This is a genomic window from Streptomyces sp. NPDC022552 (assembly GCF_055561875.1).
Map to the genome: position 1 here is coordinate 291,610 of NZ_JBVHGJ010000003.1, position 19,168 is coordinate 310,777.

Sequence of the window (19,168 nt, forward strand, 5' to 3'; positions counted from 1 at the left end):
CCCCCACCGTAGGACGGTGAGGGGCTCAGCAGGGTTGAGAGCGCCGGTACTAGTACCAGCGGTTGGCCTGCCAGAAGTTCCACGCGCCGCAGGGGCTGTCGTAGCGGTTGTTCATGTAGTTCAGGCCCCACTTGATCTGGGTGGCCGGGTTCGTCTGCCAGTCGGCGCCCGCCGACGACATCTTCGAACCGGGGAGTGCCTGGACGAGACCGTACGCGCCCGAGGACGGGTTGGTCGCGCGGTAGTTCCAGCCGGACTCGTGGTCCACGATGTTGCTGAAGCACTGGAACTGCGAGGCCGGGATCATCTGACGAGCGATCGCCTTGACCTCGGAGATGGAGTAGGACCCCTGGGCCGAGAAGCTCGACGCGTCACGGACGGAGGAACGCTCGGCGCGCTCGGCGGCCTCCTTGCGCTCCTTCTCCGCCTTGTCGGCAGCCTTCTTCTTCGCCTCTGCGTCCTTGGCGGCCTGAACACGGGCCGCTTCCTCCGCGGACTTCTTCATGGCCGAGTCGGCCGCGGCGGCCTGGACGTCGGCCTGCTCCGAGAGCGAGGAGACCTGTACCTGGGCCTGCTCGCCCACGGGGATGTCCGCGAGCAGCGTGGTGTCGGCCGCGGTGGCCTCGAAGTTGTCGCCCGAGGGCTGGGTGTTGCCCGAGGCAACGCCCACGACGGCGCCGACGGTGGTGACCGCAGTGGCCGAAGCCACCGCGAATCCCCGGACCGAGATCCGGCTCACACGGTTTCCTTCCAGCATCGCCCACAGAGGTGACCACGTGGGCGAAATCGTGCCCCTGGCGCTGGTCTCCGAATACTGGGTCACAGAAGACACGGGCCCGTGGTGCTGTGGGCGGCATACGGCGAACGGCTGTTGAGTTGTGTGGTGCAGCACCTCTGGAGGTGCACGTGTGCCGTATGCGGGGCCTGACGGAAGCAAGACTCTGCCGGACGCCGATACCGCAAGGCAATTCTGAGTTGCGTGTGAAAGCTCACACCTCGTAAGTCGCAGGAGATTTGGCCGATTCCCCGGACAGCACGACGCCGCCCGGCTAAGCTCCTGCGCTCTGCCGGGCGGCGCCAACTCCCGTACCCGTACGGGAGTGTGCGAAACGGGTCAGATCTGAACGTCCTCCAGCATTTCGGTCACCAGGGCGGCGATCTGCGAGCGCTCCGAGCGGGTCAGCGTGACGTGCGCGAAGAGCGGATGCCCCTTCAGCTTCTCGACGACGGCGACGACTCCGTCGTACCGGCCGACCCGCAGGTTGTCGCGCTGCGCGACGTCATGGGTCAGCACCACCCGGGAATTCGCCCCGATCCGGGACAGAACGGTCAGCAGGACGTTCCGCTCCAACGACTGGGCCTCGTCCACGATGACGAACGCGTCGTGGAGGGAGCGGCCCCGGATGTGGGTGAGCGGCAGGACCTCCAGCATCCCGCGCCCGAGCACCTCCTCGATGACCTCACGGCCCGCCACGGCCGAGAGCGTGTCGAAGACCGCCTGCGCCCAGGGGCTCATCTTCTCGGCCTCGCTGCCCGGCAGATAGCCGAGCTCCTGGCCGCCGACCGCGTACAGCGGACGGAACACCATCACCTTCTGGTGCTGCCGGCGCTCCAGGACCGCTTCCAGGCCCGCGCACAGGGCGAGCGCCGACTTGCCCGTACCGGCCCGGCCGCCCATCGAGATGATGCCGACGTCAGGGTCGAGGAGCAGATCCAGCGCGATCCGCTGCTCGGCGCTGCGGCCGCGGATGCCGAAGGCCTCCCGGTCACCGCGCACCAGCCGGACGTTGCCCTCCGCCGTGATCCGGCCGAGCGCCTTGCCCCGCTCGGACTGCAGGACCAGGCCCGTGTGCACCGGAAGCTCGGCGGCCTCCGGCACGTACAGCGTCTCCTGGTCGTAGAGGATGTCCACCTGGTCGGCCGAAAGGGCCAGTTCGGACATTCCGGTCCAGCCGGAGTCCGTGATGGCGAGCTCGGCGCGGTACTCCTCCGCGAGGAGACCGACCGAGGACGCCTTGATGCGCAGCGGCAGGTCCTTGGAGACGACCGTGACGTCGTACCCCTCGGCCTGGAGATTGCGCGCGACGGCCAGGATCCGGGAGTCGTTGTCCCCCAGCCGGTAGCCGGCCGGGAGCACACCGGGGTCCGAATGGTTCAGCTCGACACGCAGGGTGCCGCCCAGCTCCCCGATGGGGAGCGGCGAGTCCAGGCGCCCGTACCGGACCCGGAAGTCGTCCAGGAGGCGCAGGGCCGCCCGGGCGAAGTAGCCGAGCTCGGGGTGGTGCCGCTTGGCCTCCAACTCGGTGACCACGACGATCGGGAGCACGACCTCGTGCTCGTCGAACCGTGACACTGCGTTGGGGTCGGCCAGCAGGACGCTGGTGTCGAGTACATAGGTGCGCCTGTCGGACAAGCGGCGCTTAGTGCTGGTCACCACGGAAGGACAGACCCCCTTTGACGACCCCTGAGAGGTCGGGGCGCGACGGAAGCGGTGTCGCTGCGGGATGGGACCGGGCTCTGGCCACGATGCGCGGGCCGAGCTCCGGCCCTCCGCTCCGTCCGTACATGTCCTGCACGGTCGTCCTGGTGCAACGGGCCTCCCGGGTGGCGGTCTCCGTGCCGCTCACTCTGGAAGGGGTATTCCCTGGAAGACCCTCAGCCATGCCATGGCATATGACGACGTGTTCGTGAACAGAGTCGAACGTCCGGTGATCGTCCCGCGACGGAATCCGCTCTTCCGGCCTTCCCGGGCTTCCGGGGCTGCTTCCGTACCGCTCCCGTACCGCTCCCGTACCGCTCCGGGCGTACGGGCTGCTTCCGCTTCCGTACCGCCCGCGCCCGCGCCCGCCTCAGGTGCGTCAGGTGCCGTAGCGGCGGTGACGGGCGGCGTAGTCGCGCAGCGCCCGCAGGAAGTCGACCTTACGGAAGGCCGGCCAGTGGACCTCGCAGAAGTAGTACTCGGAGTGCGCGCTCTGCCACAGCATGAAGCCCGACAGCCGCTGCTCACCACTCGTACGGATCACCAGGTCCGGGTCGGGCTGGCCGCGCGTGTAGAGGTGCTCGGAGATGTGTTCGACGTCGACGATCTCGGCGAGCTCCTCGAAGCTCGTCCCCTTCTCCGCGTGCTCCAGAAGCAGCGAGCGGACCGCGTCCGCGATCTCCTGACGGCCTCCGTAGCCCACGGCGACGTTCACGAGTATCCCCGTGTTGTCGCGCGTGGACTGCTCGGCCTCCTTCAGTACGGACTGGGTACGGGCCGGCAGCAGGTCCAGCGTGCCCACGTGGTGCACCCGCCAGCGGCCGTCGGAGGCCAGGGCGCGCACCGCACCCTCGATGATGGAGAGCAGCGGGACGAGCTGGTCCTCGGGCCGGTTCAGGTTGTCCGTCGAGAGCATCCAGAGCGTGACGACCTCGACGTCCGTCTCGGCACACCAGCCGAGCAGCTCCTGGATCTTGTCCGCGCCGGCCTTGTGGCCCTGCTCGGGGGTCCCACCGGAGGCCTTGGCCCAGCGCCGGTTGCCGTCGAGGATGACACCGATGTGCTTGGGCACCTGGGTGTGGTCGAGGCGGCCTTCCACCCGGCGTGCGTATAGCCCGTACACCAGGTCGCGCAGGTTCACTGTTCTTAACCCCTCCATGCTGCGGCGGTCCCCGAAGCCGACACATTACTGCGGACGGGTAACAGGCTCCCAGCCCGGGACTGTCACAAGTCCGTGATAAGCAGAGATACGTGACTGATTCCCCGATCTACCGCGCCTCGGCGGACCGCTACGAGCACATGGAGTACCGCCGCACGGGCCGCAGCGGACTCAAGCTCCCCGCCGTCTCCCTCGGCCTCTGGCACAACTTCGGCGACGACCGCGCGCTCGACACGCAGCGCGCGATCCTGCGCCGCGCCTTCGACCTCGGCGTCACCCACTTCGACCTGGCGAACAACTACGGGCCGCCGCCCGGCTCCGCCGAGCTGAACTTCGGCAAGATCTTCGCCCAGGACTTCGCCCGGTACCGGGACGAGCTGATCGTCTCGACCAAGGCGGGATACGAGATGCACCCCGGCCCGTACGGCGAGTGGGGCTCCCGCAAGTACCTGATGTCCTCGCTCGACGCCTCCCTGAAGCGCATGGGCCTCGACTACGTCGACATCTTCTACTCGCACCGCTTCGACCCGCACACCCCGCTGGAGGAGACGATGGGGGCGCTCGCCTCCGCCGTCCAGCAGGGCAAGGCGCTGTACGTCGGCGTCTCGTCCTACAACAGCGAGCAGACGGCCGAGGCCGCGCGGATCCTCAAGGACATGGGCGTCCCGGCGCTCATCCACCAGCCGTCGTACTCGATGATCAACCGCTGGACCGAGGAGGACGCCCTCCTCGACACGCTGGAGGCGGCCGGCATGGGCTGCATCTCCTTCGTGCCGCTGGCCCAGGGTCTGCTCACGAACAAGTACCTGAAGGGCATCCCGGAGGGGTCGCGGGCCACGCAGGGCAAGTCCCTCGACCCGAACCTGCTCTCCGACGAGGTGATGCGCCGGCTGCACGGCCTGGCCGGCATCGCCGAGCGCCGTGGGCAGTCGCTGGCGCAGCTGGCGCTCTGCTGGGTGCTGCGCGACGAGCGGATGACCTCGGCGCTGATCGGCGCGTCCAGCGTCGCGCAGCTGGAGGAGAACGTGGCCGCGCTGGCCGGGCCTCCGCTGACGGAGGCGGAGCTGACGGAGATCGACTCCTTCGCCGTGGACACCGAGGGCACCAACATCTGGGCCGGACGCGGCTGAGGCGACCGCGCCGAGGCACGGGACGAGGCGATACCGGTCCTGGGCGGCGGCCGGGAGGCCGAGGCGGCGGGCCGGGAGGCCGAGGCGGCGGGCCGGGGGAAAGAAAAAACGGGCCGGTCCGTGGGGGGGATACGGACCGGCCCGAGGGGGGGTTTCCACCATAACCCTTCAGAAGCCGTGCTGCGTGCCAAGCGGTACGGACGGCCTGTCCGGGATGACGCGGAGCCCAGTCGGGACAAGGGCCACAGGGCCCGCTGGCGGGTTTGTGCCCCGGCGTGGCGGCGGGTTCCGTACCTCCCAAGAGGGACCCTCGACGAAGGGCACCCGGTTGACGGCGCCGCGGGTCAGACCGCCTCCACGGACCGCTGGGCCTCCTTGGCGGCGAGGATCTCGGCCATGAAGCGCTCGCCCCACTCCCCCAGCGGCAGCAGCGCGGTGTTCAGCGCCTCGCCGAGCCCCGTGAGGGAGTACTCCACCCGGGGCGGAACCTCCGGGTAGACCTCCCGGTGGACGACTCCGTCGGCCTCCAGCTCGCGCAACTGCTGGATCAGCACCTTCTCGCTGACGCCCGTGATCTGCCGCCTCAGCTCCCCGAAGCGGGTCGGGCCGTGCGCGTGCAGCGCCCACAGGATCAGCGGCTTCCACTTCCCGCCGACCACGTCGACGGCCGCATCCAGCCCACAGCCGTACGTCAACCGCCCCTTGGCCATGCCAACTCCCCGTCCCGTCCCGACTCTTCGACGCGCCGACTCCTCGACGTCCCTGCTCCACGGCCAAGGCGGACAGGCCCTGACCTATTCCCGCCCTACCGTCGGACCATGACGACCTCCACCCCGCCACAGGTCACCTGGGCGCAGGCCGACGCCCGCCGGATCCACCGGCAGTTCCTGGACGAGCCGACGGACGCCCCGCCGGCGGCGGTGACCGCCGCGATGCTCGGCGCGCACGCCCAGGTCCTGTCCGCGGCCGAACTGTCCGTCGCCCTGCGCACCGCCGACGCCACACGGGCGGACGTACGGACGGCCCTTTGGGAGGACGGCACGCTGGTCAAGACGTTCGGCCCGCGCGGCACGGTCCATCTGCTGCCGGCCGCCGATCTGCCGATGTGGACCGGCGCCCTGTCGGCGATCCCCGGCGGGGCGAATCCGCTGCCGCCCGACGTACGGATGACGGCGGCGCAGACGGACCAGGTCCTGGCCGCCGTCGCGGACGCCCTGACGGACACCGAGCTGACCGTCGACGAACTGACCGACGCGATCGTGGCGCGCACCGGGCCCTGGGCGGGTGACCGGGTGATGGAAGCGTTCCAGGACAAGTGGCCCCGCTGGCGGCAGATCACCCACCTGGCAGGACACCGCGGCGTGCTCTGCTTCGGCCGGGACCGGGGCCGGAAGGTCACGTACACCAACCCCGGCGTACACCCGGCGGAGGGGACGAAGGCGCTCGGCGAGCTGGTGGAGCGCTATCTGTACGCCTACGGTCCGGCGTCCCCGCAGCACTTCGCGAAATGGCTGGCGGCGCCGGCCGGCTGGGCGACCGGACTCTTCACCTCGCTGGCCACGGCCGGCCGGATCGAGGAGGTGCCCTTCGACGGCGCGACCGGCTGGGTCGTCGCCGGGGACACCGGCTTCCCGGACGAGCGCGCCGCGCGCGGCGTGCGGCTGCTGCCGTACTTCGACGCCTTCACCATCGCCTCGCAGCCACGCGAACGGCTCTTCCCCGGCGCCGCCCACGACCGGGCACTGGCGGGCGGCCAGGCCGGGAACTACCCGGTCCTGCTGGTGGACGGCGTCGTGGCGGGCGTCTGGCACCAGCGGCGCTCGGGGAAGCGGATCACGGTGACGGTCGAACCGCTGAAGCGGCTGGGCGCGGCGCGCCTGCGGGAGGTCGAGGCCCAGGCCGAGCGGGTGGCGACGATCCTGGAAGGCAGGCCGGAGCTGGTGGTGGGCACGGTGGCGGTCGGCCCCCACGCCTAGCGGGCGCGGCGCAGGAGCGTCACGCCGTCACGGGCCGCCACGACCTCGTACCCGTACGACTCCTGCGCCGCCCTCAGCTCCCTCTCCTGCTGCTCCCGCGGGTACGGCCAGGGGCCGCTCTGCTGGGGCCAGGCCTCCGGCGGTACGGCGTCGTGGACGATCCACTCGGCCGTCGGGGCGGGCAGTGGGCCGGTCTCCCGGAGATCGAGTCGCGTGTCCACCGGGAAGGTCGGGAAGATCACGACCTCGCAGCGCGAAGTGAGCTGCGGGGCCAGCCGGTTGGACGCGGCGACCGTGGCGCCGTCCGGGATGCGGGCGAGCAGCGCGCGGGCGGCCTCGATGTGCGGCGTGGTCCGCCAGGTGGGCCGCTGGACGAGCTGGGCCAAAGGGAAGGACGGGATCATCACGACGGTCACGGCGAGGACGATGGCGAGCGAGGCGCGGACGTTCCGGGCGGATGCCGCATGGGCGGGCGACGCGTGGGCGGAGGAGGCACCCTCGGACGGTTTCTTCGCGGGATCGGCGGGGGAGGCACTGGCGGAGGACGCACCGGCGGACGGTCTCTTCGCGGACGGTGTCCTTGCGGACGAGGGATCGGCGGACGGCGTCCCCGCCGCGTGTCGCTCGCGGCCGAGGACGTCGATCAGGCCGGCGAAGACGACCGGCATGAGGATCGCGCTGTAGTGGTACGCCGTGCCCCAGTGGAAGGTGTTCTCCGAGAACATCCGCCAGGCGAGCGTGGGCACCGCGATCAGCGACAGCGGGGAGCGCAGGGCGAGCAGTGCGGACGGGGCGAAGACCAGGATCAGGGTCATCGCCTTGATGTCGGGGCGCAGGGCGTCGAGCGGGGCGTGGGCGAGGGTGGAGAGCAGCGAGCCGTGTCCGTCGGAGAGGTGCCCGCCGTGGGCGTAGGCGCCGCCGGGGTTGAACGCGGGCAGCAGCAGCTTGACCTCGACCAGCGAGCCGAGGAGGCCGACGGCCGCCGTGGCCACCCCGAGCCGCCGGGGCCCCTTGACGGCGATGTGGACGCCGACGGCCGCCAGGGTCAGCCCGAGGTCCTCCTTGACGAGCAGCAGGGGCGCGGCCCAGGCGACGGCCGCACCCCAGCGCCGGCGGCCGAGCGCTTCGAGGGCGAACGCGAGCAGCGGTACGGCGAGGGCGACCTCGTGGAAGTCGAAGGCGGCGGCGGAGGCGATGCCCCAGCTGAGCCCGTACCCGGCGGCGACCACGTGCGCGGCCCGGACGCCGAGCGCGCGTCGGGCCCAGCGGGCGAGGGGGACGACGGCGAGGGCGAGGAGGGCGGACTGCGCGACGAGGAGACAGAGGGGAGAGGGCCAGAGGCGGTACAGGGGGGCGAGGACGGCGAGGAGGGGGTGGAAGTGGTCGCCGAGGAGGTGAAAGCCCGGGCCGCGCAAGGGGACGACGGGGGCGCGGAGTTCGGCGTAGGCGCGGACGGCCTGCTCGAAGATGCCCAGGTCGTAGCCGGTGGTACGCAGGAGCTGGTGGCGGCGCACGGCGACGGTCGCGTACAGAAGAGACAGGGCTCCGGCCCACGCCCAGGGGAGGACGGCGGGCCGCCGATGCCAGGGGGCGGGGGCCGGAGTGGCCACCCGCTGCGACACCACGGGCGGTTTGGCAGTCATTGTCCGCATGTGTCTGGATGCTAGGTCGCAGACCTCAGGGGGAGGCGGAGAGCGCGCCGAGGAGCAGCCCGACCAGGGCGCCGCCGATCATGAACGGCCCGAAGGGGATCGCGGACTTCCGACTCCCGCGCCGCGCGAGGACGAGACCGAGCCCGTACAGCGAACCGGCGAGGAAAGCCGCGAACGTACCGACGAAGAGGATGCCCCAGCCGTACCAGCCGAGGGCCGCACCGAGCGAGAGCGCGAGCTTGACGTCACCGAGACCCATGCCGCCCGGCCGGATCAGGAACAGGACGAAGTACCCGGCGCCCAGGGCGAGTCCGCCGAGCAGCGCGTGGAGCCAGGAGCCGGCGTCGTACGGCAGGAGCTCGGCGCCGAGCAGAAGCAGCGGGGTGGCCGCGGCGAGCGGGAGCGTGAGCGGATCCGGCAGCCGGCGCACGCGCGCGTCGACGGTGGCGAGGAGCACCGCGAACGGCGCGAGGAGCAGCCAGACGGCCAGCTCGGGGCGGGGTCCGGTGGCGGCGGCGAGCGCGGCACAGGCGAGGGCGGTGAGGAGAGGCGCGGCGAGAGGCCGCCGCCCGACCGGAGCCGGGTCCGCGGCCGGAGCGACGACCTGCCCGGGGGCAGTCGCGCAGGCCGCGCACACCGGAGCGCCGAGCCAGCCGCGCGCCGGGCCGGCCAGTTCGTGACCCGCCTCGCAGCTGTCGCGCCACGGCTCCTCCGGCTCGACCGAGAGCCGGAACGCGGCGCGCGGCACGAGCAGCCCGGCGGCGGCACCCCACAACGCGGCGACGGCGATCAGCGTGACGAACACCCGCCGCACCCTACCCAGACCCACCGCTACCGTCTCCCCCATGGGGAGATGGCATGACGGGGCGGCAACACTGACCGTGCCCACGGGGCAGGTCGGGCTGGAGATCGCCGCCACCTACCGTGCGCGACGACGCGGCCTGCTCGGCCGGGACGGGATCGAGGGCGCGATGCTCATCACCCCGACCAACAGCATTCACACCTTCGGTATGCGCTTCACCATCGACGTGGCCTATCTGGACCGGAACCTCACGGTCCTCGCCGTGGTCACCATGAGGCCGGGGCGACTCGGCATGGTGCGCCCGCGCGCGCGGCACGTCCTCGAGGCGGAGGGCGGGGCGATGGCCGACTGGGGGCTGCGGAAGGGCGACCGGGTCACGGTGGTCCCGAACCGAGGAGGGTGAAGGCGCCGTACGCGCCCGACGCGAGCGCGAGGCCGGTGAGCACCAGGACCCGGTTGCGCACACGGAGCCGTACGAGCGCCGCCGCGGCCGGCAGCAGGAGACCGAACGCGGGCATCATCAGACGCGGCCGGGAGCCGAAGTACGCGGCGCCGATGAGCGAGACGACGACGACCCCGATCGTGTACACGAGCAGCGGCAGCGGCTGCTTCTGCCGTACACACAGGACGACGAGCCAGCCGAGCAGGGCGAGCGCGGCACACAGACCGAGCGCGGCGAGCGGCGGCAGACCCCAGATGAAGCGGGCGAGGGCGACACCGCCGTCGATGGAGTTCCCCCAGGCGGCCTGGACGTCGAAGTAGGCCGTGGCGCTGCCCTCACGCACACCGACGTAGACGACGTACGCGAGCCAGCCCAGGGGCGCGAGGAGGACACCGGCCACCACGCTCCCCCTGGGCCCGGCGGCCCGGGAGGTGCCCTCTGCGGGCAGCTTCCGTTCGCGCACGACGGTGACGAGGGCCGTGATCCCGATGGCGGCGATCAGGGCGGCGGCCGTCGGCCGGGTGAGCCCGGCGAACGCGCACAGCACCCCGGCCAGGATCCAGCGGTCGCGCAGCACGGCCAGGAGCGACCATGCGGCGAGCGCGGTGAACAGCGTCTCGGTGTACGCCATCGACTGCACGAACGCGGTCGGGTACACCCCCCAGAGGACGGCGAGCACGACACCGGCCGGCCGCCCGGCGACGTGGGAGCCGACCGCGTAGATGCCCCAGGCGGCGGCGAGCGAGGCGGTCCAGGAGACGAGAAGTCCGGCCGTGGCCGCGTCGATGGGGAGGACGGTGGCCAGGGCCCGTTCGAGGGCCGGGAAGAGGGGGAAGAACGCCAGGTCGGAGTGGACGCTGCCGTTGGGGAGCGTGACCTCGTACCCGTAACCGTTCTCGGCGATACGGACGTACCAGACGGAGTCCCAGCGGCCCGACAGCCGGTGCAGCCCGTCCTTGCCGGTCACTACGGCGGCGAGGGCGAGGATCGCGAGGCCGATGACGCGGGTGGCGGCGTAACCGCCGAGGGCGAGGGCGGGCGTATCGCGGGGCGAGTCGAGCGGATCGCGCGAGTGGAGCGGATCGCGCGAGTCGAGCGACTCGGCCGATTCGGGTGATTCGGGCGATTCAGGTGAATCCGGTGTGCGGGGCCGGTCTGGGGACATGCGCTCGATTATGTCCGCCGACCGGCACCGCTCGACGACCCGCCCGAGGGCTGGGGACGACCGGCGGCCGGCACGGGGGCAGGGGCGTCCGGTGGCCGGCCGGGGGCAGGGGCGTCCGGTGGCCGGCCGGGGCAGGGGGCACCCAATGGCCGGCCGGGGCAGGAGGCGTCATGGGACCGGCCCGGGGGCGGGGCCGCTCACCCCGACGGGCGGATACGGCCGAACCGCGCGGCCATGACCGGGCCGAGCTCCTGGACGATGGCGTACCCGGGCTCGTGGGGATACGGCAGATCGTTGAGGAACGACGTGACGATGACCTCGTCGACGCCGAGTTCCCCGCGGGCGCTCTGCTCCTCCAGGAAGGCGAGCGTACGGCGCCAGTCGGCGGCCGACGGGTCCTCGCCGAGGAAGGACCGCACGGTGTTCTGGACGACGTCCCAGAAGAACACGTGCGGGAGCACGCCGCCCTGACTGAACACGTGGTCGTCGTACGCGTCCCGGAACTCGGGGATGTGCGTCACGAGGTCGCTCACCAGTCGCACGCTGGGGGATGTCGTTTCCATCGGCAGTCCACTTCGGAGCAGCAGTCCCGGCGCCCGTTCCGCCCGTTCCGACCAGGATGCGGCATGAAGGCCCAAGTTATCCACAGGGGATGCGAACGTTCCCCCGTCCGTGGATCGTTGAGTCATGGCGGGAGAGACGGAGGAGCTGGTGAGGATCGCCCGGGGCGGGGTGGTTCTCACCGTGTGGGCGTACGGGGCGGGCTGGCCGCCGGGCCGTGTGGCGGGGCGGCTCCGCGCGGAGGGCTGGCAGCGGATCTGCCGGGTGCGGCCCGGGCCCGCCGCTGGCTGCCGCTCGCCGACACGGCGTGCGGCTCCCCCGCGGAGACGGTCGCCCGCCTCCGTATGCGGGACGCGGGCCTCCGCCCCGAGTCCCAGCCGCTCCTCCACACCCGAGCCGGCCGCTCCCTGCGCCCCGACTTCCTCTTCCGTGTGGAGGGCCTGGCGGTCGAGATCGAGGGCTACACCTTCCACGGCAGCCGCCAGGCCCACGACCGCGACATCCGCCGCTACAACGACCTCGCGGACTGCCCGGAGGTCCGCAGGGTCCTGCGCTTCACGGCGCGGGACGTCTTCCACCGCCCGGAGTCCGTGATCGCGACGATCCGGGGGGTGTTGGGGCAGTTGTGCTCGTGAGCCAGGCGTTGGCGGGTCGATCGGGTGCGGTGCCGGTGTCTGACGGGGGCCGGGTGCCCGGCGGGGGCCCGGCTCCAGGCGGGGGCCAGATGCCAGGTGCCTCGCGCCTGGTGCCTGTTGCCTCGCGCCTGTTGCCTGGCGGGTGCCTGGCGCCCCGTGCCTGGTGGCGGGGAAACGTCAGCGGTGCGCATGGCGGATCTTCAGCCGTCCGTAGCCCATGGCCCCGGAGATCCGGATCCTCGGCCCGCCCGGGCGGGAGCCCTGCGGGGGCTTGTAGCGCACGTCCTTCCACCCGGTGGTCAGATCCTCGAGCTCGACGACCGCGTCGCGAGGCACCGTGATCTTCGCCCGCCCGGTGCCGAGCTGTAGCTCGATGTCGACCGCCGAATGCTCGATGACCGCCCGGGACAGGTCCAGGTGCACCCTGCCGAACGCGGACTCGACCTTCAGGCTCCGGGGGACCCGCCACGCACCGCGCCGCTTGATCCGTCCGCTCGCGGCGCCGATCGTGGACGTCGTGATGGCCTTCTCCTCCGGGAGCGAGGCCAGAGCCGACGCCAGCTCACCGCGCGTCTCGACGGTGAGTACCTGGTGGAGGCATGCGTCCAGGTCCTCGTGCGAGACATGCCCTTCGGCGTACGCCTCCTGCAGGCGCCGCACAGCCGTGGCGCGGTCGTCTTCGCCGATCGGTCGCGATCGGTCTTCCGGCAGAGCGGTCACCTTGTCACTCTACTTCCGTACCTGCGACACGAATACGCCAATTCCCTTGGCGGGCAAGCCGTTTGGCACGGGCCGAACGCGTGTCGTCGCGGCCGGCCACAGCGCTACGGGGTGGTCCGGGGGAACGAGATCTCGACGCGACGGTTCTTGGTGCGGCCTTCCTCGGTGGCGTTGTCGGCGATCGGGTAGTCCTCGCTGTATCCGCGGATGTCGAAGGTCTTCCCCGGATCGAGCGTCTTGGACAGCTCCTGCTGCACGGCGTCGGCGCGCTGCTTGGAGAGCTTGAGTCCGTGCTCGTACGTCCCGAGGTTGTCGGTGAACCCGAAGACGCGGACGCGGCTGGAGTTCTGCTTGTTGATCTCCACGGCGATGGCGGCGATCCGGGCGGTGGCGGCGGGGCTGAGCTTGGCGCTGTCCTTCCCGAAGAGCACCTCGGCCTGGAGCGCGAAGGTCACGTCGACGTTGGTGTCCTCCCGCCGCTGCTCCCCGCCTTCCTCCTCGACGACCTGCTTGATGTCGAGGACCTTGGGCGCGGCGAGGGTGGCCCCGTCGGGAAGCATGAGTTCGGGCGAGTTGGCGTCGATCGCGGGGGGTGGGGAGGCGCTGGAGGTGGAGTTGGGGGGATCGTCGGCAAGGGCGGGGGTGGCGCCTCCGACGGAGAGGACGAGGGTGAAGGCGGCGAGGGCGGCGAGGCGGTGGGGAGTCATGGCGGCGTCCGTCAGGAGAGTTTGATGGTGCCGGGTTCGAAGGTGGGGAGCTGGAAGGTGACTTCGTTGGTTCCTGCTGCGGGGGCGGGGAACTGCATGAAGACCTCGGCCGAGTCCTCGGAGCCGAGGATGTCGAGGCCGGTCGTCGTCAATGGCCTGCCGTCCGTGTCGCGAAGAACGTAGTAGCGCTTCTTCCCGACGGTGTCCACGAGGGTCGCACCCCCCAGAGAACTGCCGTGCTTCAGCACTTCGGTCTCGTTACCCTTCACCCCGGCCGGAATCGCTCGCCCCTTGTCACCTGTGTTCTTCAGCCGGCCCTTGACCGTGAGGAAGCCGCCCGGATCGCGCTCGGCCGACGTGATCGTCAACTCGAAGCCATCCTGCCCCTTGAGTACGGCCAAGGTCTCCTCCGGCGCCTCCGACTGAGGTTTCTCGTTGCCTTGGCTCTGGCTGGGCGCCGATGAAGTCGCGGGCGGCTGACTCTTCGGAGGCTCGTCCTCGCTGCCGCAGCCGGCTACGCCGAGGACCAGGCCGGCCGTCGTGACCGCCACGGCCCACCTCCTGAGGGCCGTCGTTGCGTACCGAACACTCATGAACGGGAATCCTTCGTTTGTCAGTCGGCCAGTCGAACGGTGAAGAGGTCGGCGACGGTGGGGAGATCCGGCCGGTCGGGGTCGATCGTCCAGGGGACACCGTCGCAGGTAAGACCCAGGATCGGGCCGGGTTCCGTTGGCGTGGGGCTCGGGTCCGGCTCAGGGTCCGGATCGGGTTCTTCGGTCGGTTCGGGCGGTTCGGGCTCCACGGTCGGTTCAGGAGCCTCGAAGGTGCAGAGCGGCTCGATCACGGCGGTGGCTGTCGCCGTGGCGTGCTGGTTCTCCGTACCGGGGATCACCGATCGCCCGACGCTGTCGAGGGCTCGCACTTCCACCCGGAAGCCGTGCTCGCCGAAGGCGAGCGGTACGCATCCTTCTCCCGAGAGATCCGCGTCGTTCTTCGCAGCGAACGAAGCCGCGCGTTGACAGGCCGCGTACTCGTCGTACTCCCCGCCCGAGAGGAACTCTCCCCACTGCGTGGGGTCCAGGATGACCCCCAGCCAGCCGTCCCGCAGTTGGTCGCGAGCGTCCTGGGCAGCGGCCAGTGCTGCGGCGTCGGCCGCCGTCTGAGCGCCATTTCGGTTCGCTGCGGCCTGGCCGACGGCAAAGTACGCGAACGCGAGAAAGAGCAGGCCCGCCATCACGGTGATGTAGATGGGGAACGCCTGTCCGGAGTCCCTGGCTCTGCCGACCAGTACTAGTCGAGCAGATCGGCGATCTCGTTCGAGATAGCGGTCTTGATCGTGTTGCCGATGTCCGTGCCGCTGATCGCCACCACGATCGCCACCACCACGACGATGATCCCCAGGTACTCGACCGCCGTCTGCCCGCGGTCGTTCGCCGTCCTGGCGCGGAGCCAGTCGCCGAAGTGCACCTTCGCCCTCGTCGCAGCCTTCAGCATGAGGTCGCTCATGGTCGTCCCCTCCGGATTCGTACGTCCCCGTGCCGATGCCGAGCTCGGCAGGCGCACGGTACGCCCCCAACCCCTCCTCCCCACAGGGCCCGTAGGCCCAAACCCGGGCCCACCTCGTGTCGGCGGTCATGACGCCGCCCGTGTGCCCAGCCAGGCCGCTATGGCTTCGCTGCGGGAGGTGGCGTGGAGTTTCGCGAAGATGCGGTTGATGTGGTTCTTGACCGTCTTCTCGCTGATGAAGCACGTGTCGGCGATCTGCCGGTTGTTCAGGCCCGACGCGATCAAGTCCATCACCTCCCCCTCCCTCACGCTCAGCCCAAAGCGTGCCACATCCGATTGCACCTGCGAAGGCATTCCGCCAAATCGCAGTGGATCCGAGACGTTTGGCCTTCCGAGACCATGTGCAGTCGCACCTCGCACCACTCCCACCAAGGCGTTCGCCGCCGTCGGTGTGAACCGTGCCCGGCCCGCCCGTACGTCGCAGACCGCCGTCACCAGTTCCTCCGCCGTGAACTCGCCGTGGACCAGGTAGCCTCCCGCGCCCAGCCGCAGCGCCTCCTGGACCACCTCGCTCTCGCCGCTGTATGTCAGCATCAGCACGGGTGCCACCCGCACCAGGTGCGGCAGGGCCGTCAGGCCGTCCACGACCGGCATGCGGACGTCGAGGAGGACGACGTCCGGGCGGTGGCGGCGCGTCTCGTCCATCGCCGTGCGGCCGTCGGGGGCCTCCGCGACGACGCGGATACCCGTGCCGGCTGCGTCGAGCAGGGCCCGCACGCCCGCCCGTACGACCGGGTTGTCGTCGGCGACGACCACGGTCAGTGTCATCGTGCGCCCACCTCCTCGGCGCCGTGCAGGGTCGTCGTCACCGAGTCACTCCCCCGTGATCGAGCCGAGGTTCGTCCCCGTACCCAGGAACAGACCCGCGCCCAGCAGGATCATCGTCGCCGGGACCATCAGCGTCGTGATCACCATCGTCGCCTTCGGGACCGCCTTCGCGGCCTTCCGGCGGGCGTTCTGCGCGTCCGTCCTCCGCATGTCGTTGGCGATCTGTATCAGCGTCTCCACGATCGGCGCGCCCAGCTCCTCGCCCTGCTGGAGCGCCGTGACGAACTGGGCGACCTGCTCGCTGTCGTTCCGCCGGCGCAGTTCGTCGAAGGCCTCCCGTCGGCTCACGCCCATGTCCATCTGACGCAGGGTGATGCGGAGTTCGTCCGACCAGGGCCCTTCGTACTGGTCCGCCACCCGGTCGAGCGCCTGCCGGAAGCCGAGTCCGGCCGACACGACCACCGCGAGGACGTCGAGGAAGTCCGGCAGCGTCCGCTCGATCTGGTCCTTGCGGATGCGGATCGCCGACCAGATGCCGACCTCGGTCCAGAAGGCACCGAAGGCGAAGAGCAGCAGCGCGACGAGCACGTCACCGTCGGAGAGCATGATCAGGCCGCCGAGGCCGCCCAGGAAACCGTAGACGGCGCGCCGGGCTCCGTAGCGGTCTATGGTCAGGCCGCCGGGGTTGCCCGCCAGGTCGATGCGGCGGCGTACGGCGTTGACCCGCTTGGGTCCCATGGCGCGCAGGACGGCGGCGGAGTAGCGCATTCCGAGCCGGTCCACGACGGAGTCGACGGCGCCGGTGCGCGTGGAGCCGACCTCCAGGGCGAGTTGCAGGTCGTCAGGGAGCTTGGCGTCGGCCCGGTAGAGGCGGATGCCGTAGCAGATCCCGGCCACGGAGACGCCGGCGGCCAGGGCGAGGAGAAGCTCCATGTCCAGCCTCCTCACACATCGATCTTCGAGAAGCGGCGGATGATGACGAAGCCGACGACGTACAGCGCGAAGGCGGTGACGACGGCGAACTGGCCGAGGCCGGTGCCGGTCATCCGGTCGAGCGCGCCCGGCTGCATGTTGTCGATGAGGAGCAGCGAGCCGATGCCGATGACCGGGACCGCGTACGCCGTCATGCTCACCTGGGACAGCTGTGTACGGACTTCCCTGCGGGTCTCCTTGCGCTCCTCCAGGGTCTCCGTGAGGTTGCGCAGCGAGGAGACGACGGTGCCGCCCGCCTTGTTGGCGAGGACGAGGGTGGTGACGAGGACGACCAGTTCGCGGGAGGGCAGTCGTTCGGCGAGTTCGCCCAGGGCGTCGTCGATTGAGGTGCCGACGGCGAGCTGCTGGGCGACCTTCTCCAGCTCGTCGCCGGCCGGTGCCTCCATCTCGTCGGCGGCCATGCTGAGCGCCATCCGCAGGGCGAGTCCGGCCTGGGTGGCGTTGGCGAGGATCCGCGACAGCTCGGGCAGCTGGTTGATGAACTTCTCGATGCGCTTCTGGCGCTGCCAGTTGAGGAAGCCCATGGCCACCCACAGGCCGAGGAGTCCGCAGATCGGACCGAAGAACGCGGAGAGCGCGGCCTGTCCGGCGATCCACAGCACGATCACGAGCACCGTCATGGCGACGACGAACTCGCCGGGCGTGACGTCGAGGCCGGTGGCGGAGATCCGCAGCTCCAGTTTCCGTCCGAACGCGGTACGTCGTACGCGCCGGTCGATGCCGCGGAAGCTTCGTCTGCGGCGGCCGGTGTTCTCCGGGGCGCCGCTCTGGGTCAGCCGTGCGACGAGGGCGGCCCGGTCGGCGGCGCCGCGCGCGTACAGGCGGACGCCGAGGACGCCGAGGACGCAGGCGAGCAGCGCGACGCCGGTCACCAGCCAGGTGAGTGAGTTCATCTCCGCCTCGTCTCCGCCTCACGCCTCATGTCCGCCTCACTCCGCCTCACGCCGTCCCACTCCACGTGCCGCCGTCCCACTGCGTCGCACGCCGTCCCCCGGCGTCGCATCTCCGCCTCACGCCGTCCCACTCCGTCGCTTCTCCGGCCGCGCGCCGTCTCATCTCCGCCCCCCGCTACTTCGCTTCTCGGGTGGCGAGCTGGTCGTCGGACGCGGCGACGCCGAAGGCCTGGGGGATCGGCTGGCCCGCCAGGTAGAGCCGGTCGGCGACCCGGCGGGGCAGCGGGTGGTACTCGTACACGCCGTAGACGCGTCCGTCGGCCGCCAGCGGCCGGGCGCGGAAGGCGCACACGGTGGCGAGGGTGAAACGCTCGCGTCCGTTCGACGCGAGGACGGCGATCTCGGTGACGCGTCGGGTGCCGTCGGCGTGCCGGGTGAGCTGGACGAGGACGTCGACGGCGCTGTTGATCTGGTCCCTGAGCGCCTCGAAGGGGACCTTGACCTCGGACATCGACGCCAGCGTCTGGAGCCGCATCAGGGCGTCCTCGGCCGAGTTGGCGTGGACGGTGGCGAGCGAGCCGTCGTGTCCGGTGGACATCGCCTGGAGCATGTCGAGGGTCTCGCCGCCGCGGACCTCGCCGACGATGATGCGGTCGGGGCGCATGCGCAGGGAGTTGCGGACGAGGTCGCGGATGGTGACCTGGCCGCGGCCCTCGATGTTCGGCGGGCGGCTCTCCAGGCGGATGACGTGGGACTGCTGGAGCTGGAGTTCGGCCGAGTCCTCGATGGTGATGACCCGTTCGCCCTCCGGGATCAGTTCGGAGAGCGCGTTGAGGAGGGTGGTCTTCCCGGTGCCGGTGGCGCCGGAGACGATCACGTTGAACTTGGCCTGGACGAGTCCGGCGAGCAGCAGGACCATCTGTTCGTCGAGCGAGCCGAGGCCGACCATCTCGCGCAGGGTGTAGGCGCGGGGGAAACGGCGGATCGTCAGGGTCGCCCCGGTCAGGGAGAGCGGCGGGATGATCACGTTGACGCGCTCGCCGGACGGCAGCCGGGCGTCGACCATCGGATTGGACTCGTCCACGCGCCGGTTGACGGTGGAGACGATCCGCTCGATGGTCTGCATGAGTTGTTCGTGGGAGGCGAAGCGGAGGGGGAGGAGTTCTACCCGGCCCGCCCGCTCGATGTAGATCTGGTCGGGGCCGTTGACCATGATCTCGGTGATGGAGGCGTCTTCGAGGAGCGGTTCGAGGACGCCGAGGCCGAGCGCCTCGTCGACGACGCGGCGGATCAGCTGGGCCCGTTCGGCGGTGGAGAGGACCGGGCCCTCGCGGCTGATGATGTGGCCGAGGACGCGTTCGAGGCGCGCGCGGCGCTCCGCGGCGGCGAGGGCCGACATCTCGGTGAGGTCGATCTCCTCCAGGAGCTTGGCGCGGAAGGTCGCGACGAGGTGACCGTCCTCCCTGGCTCCTCCGGCACCGGTCTCGTCGGGTGTGCTGATACGGGCCCGCAGACTCATG

21 protein-coding genes are annotated in these 19,168 nt (G+C 70.9%); 4 read left to right on the forward strand and 17 right to left on the reverse strand.

What is annotated here, in order from left to right; genetic code table 11:
* Positions 1-49 precede the first annotated feature (49 nt).
* The 3 genes from ACZ3OF_RS11075 to ACZ3OF_RS11085 form a co-directional block, all read right to left on the reverse strand.
* Complete coding sequence (locus ACZ3OF_RS11075; protein ID WP_361668182.1) at positions 50-739, reverse strand: aggregation-promoting factor C-terminal-like domain-containing protein; 690 nt, start codon at positions 737-739, stop codon at positions 50-52.
* Positions 740-1,114: 375 nt separating this feature from the next.
* The gene (locus ACZ3OF_RS11080) at positions 1,115-2,437 is read right to left on the reverse strand and encodes a PhoH family protein (protein ID WP_361436079.1); all 1,323 of its coding nucleotides are present in this window, start codon (positions 2,435-2,437) and stop codon (positions 1,115-1,117) included.
* A gap of 421 nt (positions 2,438-2,858) precedes the next feature.
* Positions 2,859-3,620 (reverse strand): isoprenyl transferase, encoded by a 762-nt coding sequence (locus ACZ3OF_RS11085; protein ID WP_361668180.1) that lies wholly within the window; start codon positions 3,618-3,620, stop codon positions 2,859-2,861.
* 110 nt (positions 3,621-3,730) lie between these two features.
* On the opposite strand from ACZ3OF_RS11085, the gene mgrA reads away from it, so the two are divergent.
* Positions 3,731-4,768, forward strand: a complete 1,038-nt coding sequence (gene mgrA / locus ACZ3OF_RS11090) for an L-glyceraldehyde 3-phosphate reductase (RefSeq protein WP_361596956.1) — start codon at positions 3,731-3,733, stop codon at positions 4,766-4,768.
* A 344-nt stretch (positions 4,769-5,112) separates the two neighbouring features.
* On the opposite strand, the gene ACZ3OF_RS11095 is transcribed toward mgrA, so the two are convergent.
* The gene (locus ACZ3OF_RS11095; protein WP_361668174.1) at positions 5,113-5,478 is read right to left on the reverse strand and encodes a winged helix-turn-helix transcriptional regulator; all 366 of its coding nucleotides are present in this window, start codon (positions 5,476-5,478) and stop codon (positions 5,113-5,115) included.
* 108 nt (positions 5,479-5,586) lie between these two features.
* On the opposite strand from ACZ3OF_RS11095, the gene ACZ3OF_RS11100 reads away from it, so the two are divergent.
* Positions 5,587-6,744 (forward strand): winged helix DNA-binding domain-containing protein, encoded by a 1,158-nt coding sequence (locus ACZ3OF_RS11100; protein WP_361668172.1) that lies wholly within the window; start codon positions 5,587-5,589, stop codon positions 6,742-6,744.
* Here the strand turns inward: ACZ3OF_RS11100 and ACZ3OF_RS11105 are convergent.
* Together ACZ3OF_RS11105 and ACZ3OF_RS11110 are read right to left on the reverse strand one after the other, a co-directional pair.
* Complete coding sequence (locus tag ACZ3OF_RS11105; protein WP_361668169.1) at positions 6,741-8,396, reverse strand: DUF2079 domain-containing protein; 1,656 nt, start codon at positions 8,394-8,396, stop codon at positions 6,741-6,743. The two genes, ACZ3OF_RS11100 and ACZ3OF_RS11105, sit on opposite strands and share 4 nt — an antisense overlap.
* A 25-nt stretch (positions 8,397-8,421) precedes the next feature.
* Complete coding sequence (locus ACZ3OF_RS11110; RefSeq protein ID WP_361668167.1) at positions 8,422-9,201, reverse strand: prepilin peptidase; 780 nt, start codon at positions 9,199-9,201, stop codon at positions 8,422-8,424.
* A 40-nt stretch (positions 9,202-9,241) separates the two neighbouring features.
* Between ACZ3OF_RS11110 and ACZ3OF_RS11115 the strand changes: the two genes are divergently transcribed.
* The gene (locus ACZ3OF_RS11115; protein WP_361668165.1) at positions 9,242-9,601 is read left to right on the forward strand and encodes a DUF192 domain-containing protein; all 360 of its coding nucleotides are present in this window, start codon (positions 9,242-9,244) and stop codon (positions 9,599-9,601) included.
* Here the strand turns inward: ACZ3OF_RS11115 and ACZ3OF_RS11120 are convergent.
* Positions 9,573-10,805 (reverse strand): hypothetical protein, encoded by a 1,233-nt coding sequence (locus tag ACZ3OF_RS11120; protein WP_467304130.1) that lies wholly within the window; start codon positions 10,803-10,805, stop codon positions 9,573-9,575. The two genes, ACZ3OF_RS11115 and ACZ3OF_RS11120, sit on opposite strands and share 29 nt — an antisense overlap.
* A gap of 197 nt (positions 10,806-11,002) precedes the next feature.
* On the reverse strand, positions 11,003-11,338 hold the full coding sequence (locus ACZ3OF_RS11125; protein WP_361668159.1) for a DUF7674 family protein: 336 nt from the start codon (positions 11,336-11,338) through the stop codon (positions 11,003-11,005).
* A gap of 213 nt (positions 11,339-11,551) precedes the next feature.
* Here ACZ3OF_RS11125 and ACZ3OF_RS11130 point away from each other — a divergent pair, with 213 nt between their 5' ends.
* On the forward strand, positions 11,552-12,001 hold the full coding sequence (locus tag ACZ3OF_RS11130; protein WP_361668156.1) for an endonuclease domain-containing protein: 450 nt from the start codon (positions 11,552-11,554) through the stop codon (positions 11,999-12,001).
* Between the two features lie 177 nt (positions 12,002-12,178).
* Here the strand turns inward: ACZ3OF_RS11130 and ACZ3OF_RS11135 are convergent, their stop codons facing one another.
* From ACZ3OF_RS11135 to ACZ3OF_RS11175, 9 genes are all read right to left on the reverse strand, one after another.
* Entirely contained in the window at positions 12,179-12,721 is a 543-nt protein-coding gene (locus tag ACZ3OF_RS11135; protein WP_467304133.1) for a DUF1707 SHOCT-like domain-containing protein, read from the reverse strand.
* Between the two features lie 104 nt (positions 12,722-12,825).
* Positions 12,826-13,428 carry an OmpA family protein gene (locus ACZ3OF_RS11140; RefSeq protein ID WP_361668152.1) on the reverse strand — a complete coding sequence of 201 codons (603 nt, stop codon included), beginning with the start codon at positions 13,426-13,428 and terminating at the stop codon, positions 12,826-12,828.
* A gap of 11 nt (positions 13,429-13,439) precedes the next feature.
* Entirely contained in the window at positions 13,440-13,979 is a 540-nt protein-coding gene (locus tag ACZ3OF_RS11145) for a hypothetical protein (protein WP_467304136.1), read from the reverse strand.
* Between the two features lie 62 nt (positions 13,980-14,041).
* Complete coding sequence (locus tag ACZ3OF_RS11150) at positions 14,042-14,716, reverse strand: pilus assembly protein TadG-related protein (protein WP_467304445.1); 675 nt, start codon at positions 14,714-14,716, stop codon at positions 14,042-14,044.
* Between the two features lie 2 nt (positions 14,717-14,718).
* Positions 14,719-14,934, reverse strand: coding sequence for a Flp family type IVb pilin (locus ACZ3OF_RS11155; protein WP_467304447.1), 216 nt, complete (start codon positions 14,932-14,934; stop codon positions 14,719-14,721).
* Positions 14,935-15,060: 126 nt separating this feature from the next.
* Positions 15,061-15,762: a response regulator transcription factor gene (locus ACZ3OF_RS11160; RefSeq protein WP_361668147.1), complete on the reverse strand. Its 702-nt coding sequence runs from the start codon at positions 15,760-15,762 to the stop codon at positions 15,061-15,063.
* A 45-nt stretch (positions 15,763-15,807) separates the two neighbouring features.
* A complete protein-coding gene (locus tag ACZ3OF_RS11165; protein WP_361668145.1) occupies positions 15,808-16,695 on the reverse strand; it encodes a DUF5936 domain-containing protein in 888 nt (295 codons plus the stop codon).
* Between the two features lie 11 nt (positions 16,696-16,706).
* Positions 16,707-17,648, reverse strand: coding sequence for a type II secretion system F family protein (locus ACZ3OF_RS11170; RefSeq protein WP_467304139.1), 942 nt, complete (start codon positions 17,646-17,648; stop codon positions 16,707-16,709).
* Between the two features lie 175 nt (positions 17,649-17,823).
* Entirely contained in the window at positions 17,824-19,167 is a 1,344-nt protein-coding gene (locus ACZ3OF_RS11175; RefSeq protein WP_361436042.1) for a CpaF family protein, read from the reverse strand.
* Position 19,168: the final 1 nt, after the last annotated feature.

What these genes read in the sequence shown, in the direction of transcription:
- ACZ3OF_RS11100 (WP_361668172.1), top strand. Translation starts at nt 5,587, where the DNA reads ATGACGACCTCCACCCCGCCACAGGTCACCTGGGCGCAGGCCGACGCC.
- ACZ3OF_RS11175 (WP_361436042.1), bottom strand. Translation starts at nt 19,167, where the DNA reads ATGAGTCTGCGGGCCCGTATCAGCACACCCGACGAGACCGGTGCCGGA.
- ACZ3OF_RS11170 (WP_467304139.1), bottom strand. Translation starts at nt 17,648, where the DNA reads ATGAACTCACTCACCTGGCTGGTGACCGGCGTCGCGCTGCTCGCCTGC.
- ACZ3OF_RS11160 (WP_361668147.1), bottom strand. Translation starts at nt 15,762, where the DNA reads ATGACACTGACCGTGGTCGTCGCCGACGACAACCCGGTCGTACGGGCG.
- ACZ3OF_RS11105 (WP_361668169.1), bottom strand. Translation starts at nt 8,396, where the DNA reads ATGCGGACAATGACTGCCAAACCGCCCGTGGTGTCGCAGCGGGTGGCC.
- ACZ3OF_RS11120 (WP_467304130.1), bottom strand. Translation starts at nt 10,805, where the DNA reads ATGTCCCCAGACCGGCCCCGCACACCGGATTCACCTGAATCGCCCGAA.
- ACZ3OF_RS11115 (WP_361668165.1), top strand. Translation starts at nt 9,242, where the DNA reads ATGGGGAGATGGCATGACGGGGCGGCAACACTGACCGTGCCCACGGGG.
- ACZ3OF_RS11155 (WP_467304447.1), bottom strand. Translation starts at nt 14,934, where the DNA reads ATGAGCGACCTCATGCTGAAGGCTGCGACGAGGGCGAAGGTGCACTTC.
- ACZ3OF_RS11140 (WP_361668152.1), bottom strand. Translation starts at nt 13,428, where the DNA reads ATGACTCCCCACCGCCTCGCCGCCCTCGCCGCCTTCACCCTCGTCCTC.
- ACZ3OF_RS11095 (WP_361668174.1), bottom strand. Translation starts at nt 5,478, where the DNA reads ATGGCCAAGGGGCGGTTGACGTACGGCTGTGGGCTGGATGCGGCCGTC.
- ACZ3OF_RS11165 (WP_361668145.1), bottom strand. Translation starts at nt 16,695, where the DNA reads ATGGAGCTTCTCCTCGCCCTGGCCGCCGGCGTCTCCGTGGCCGGGATC.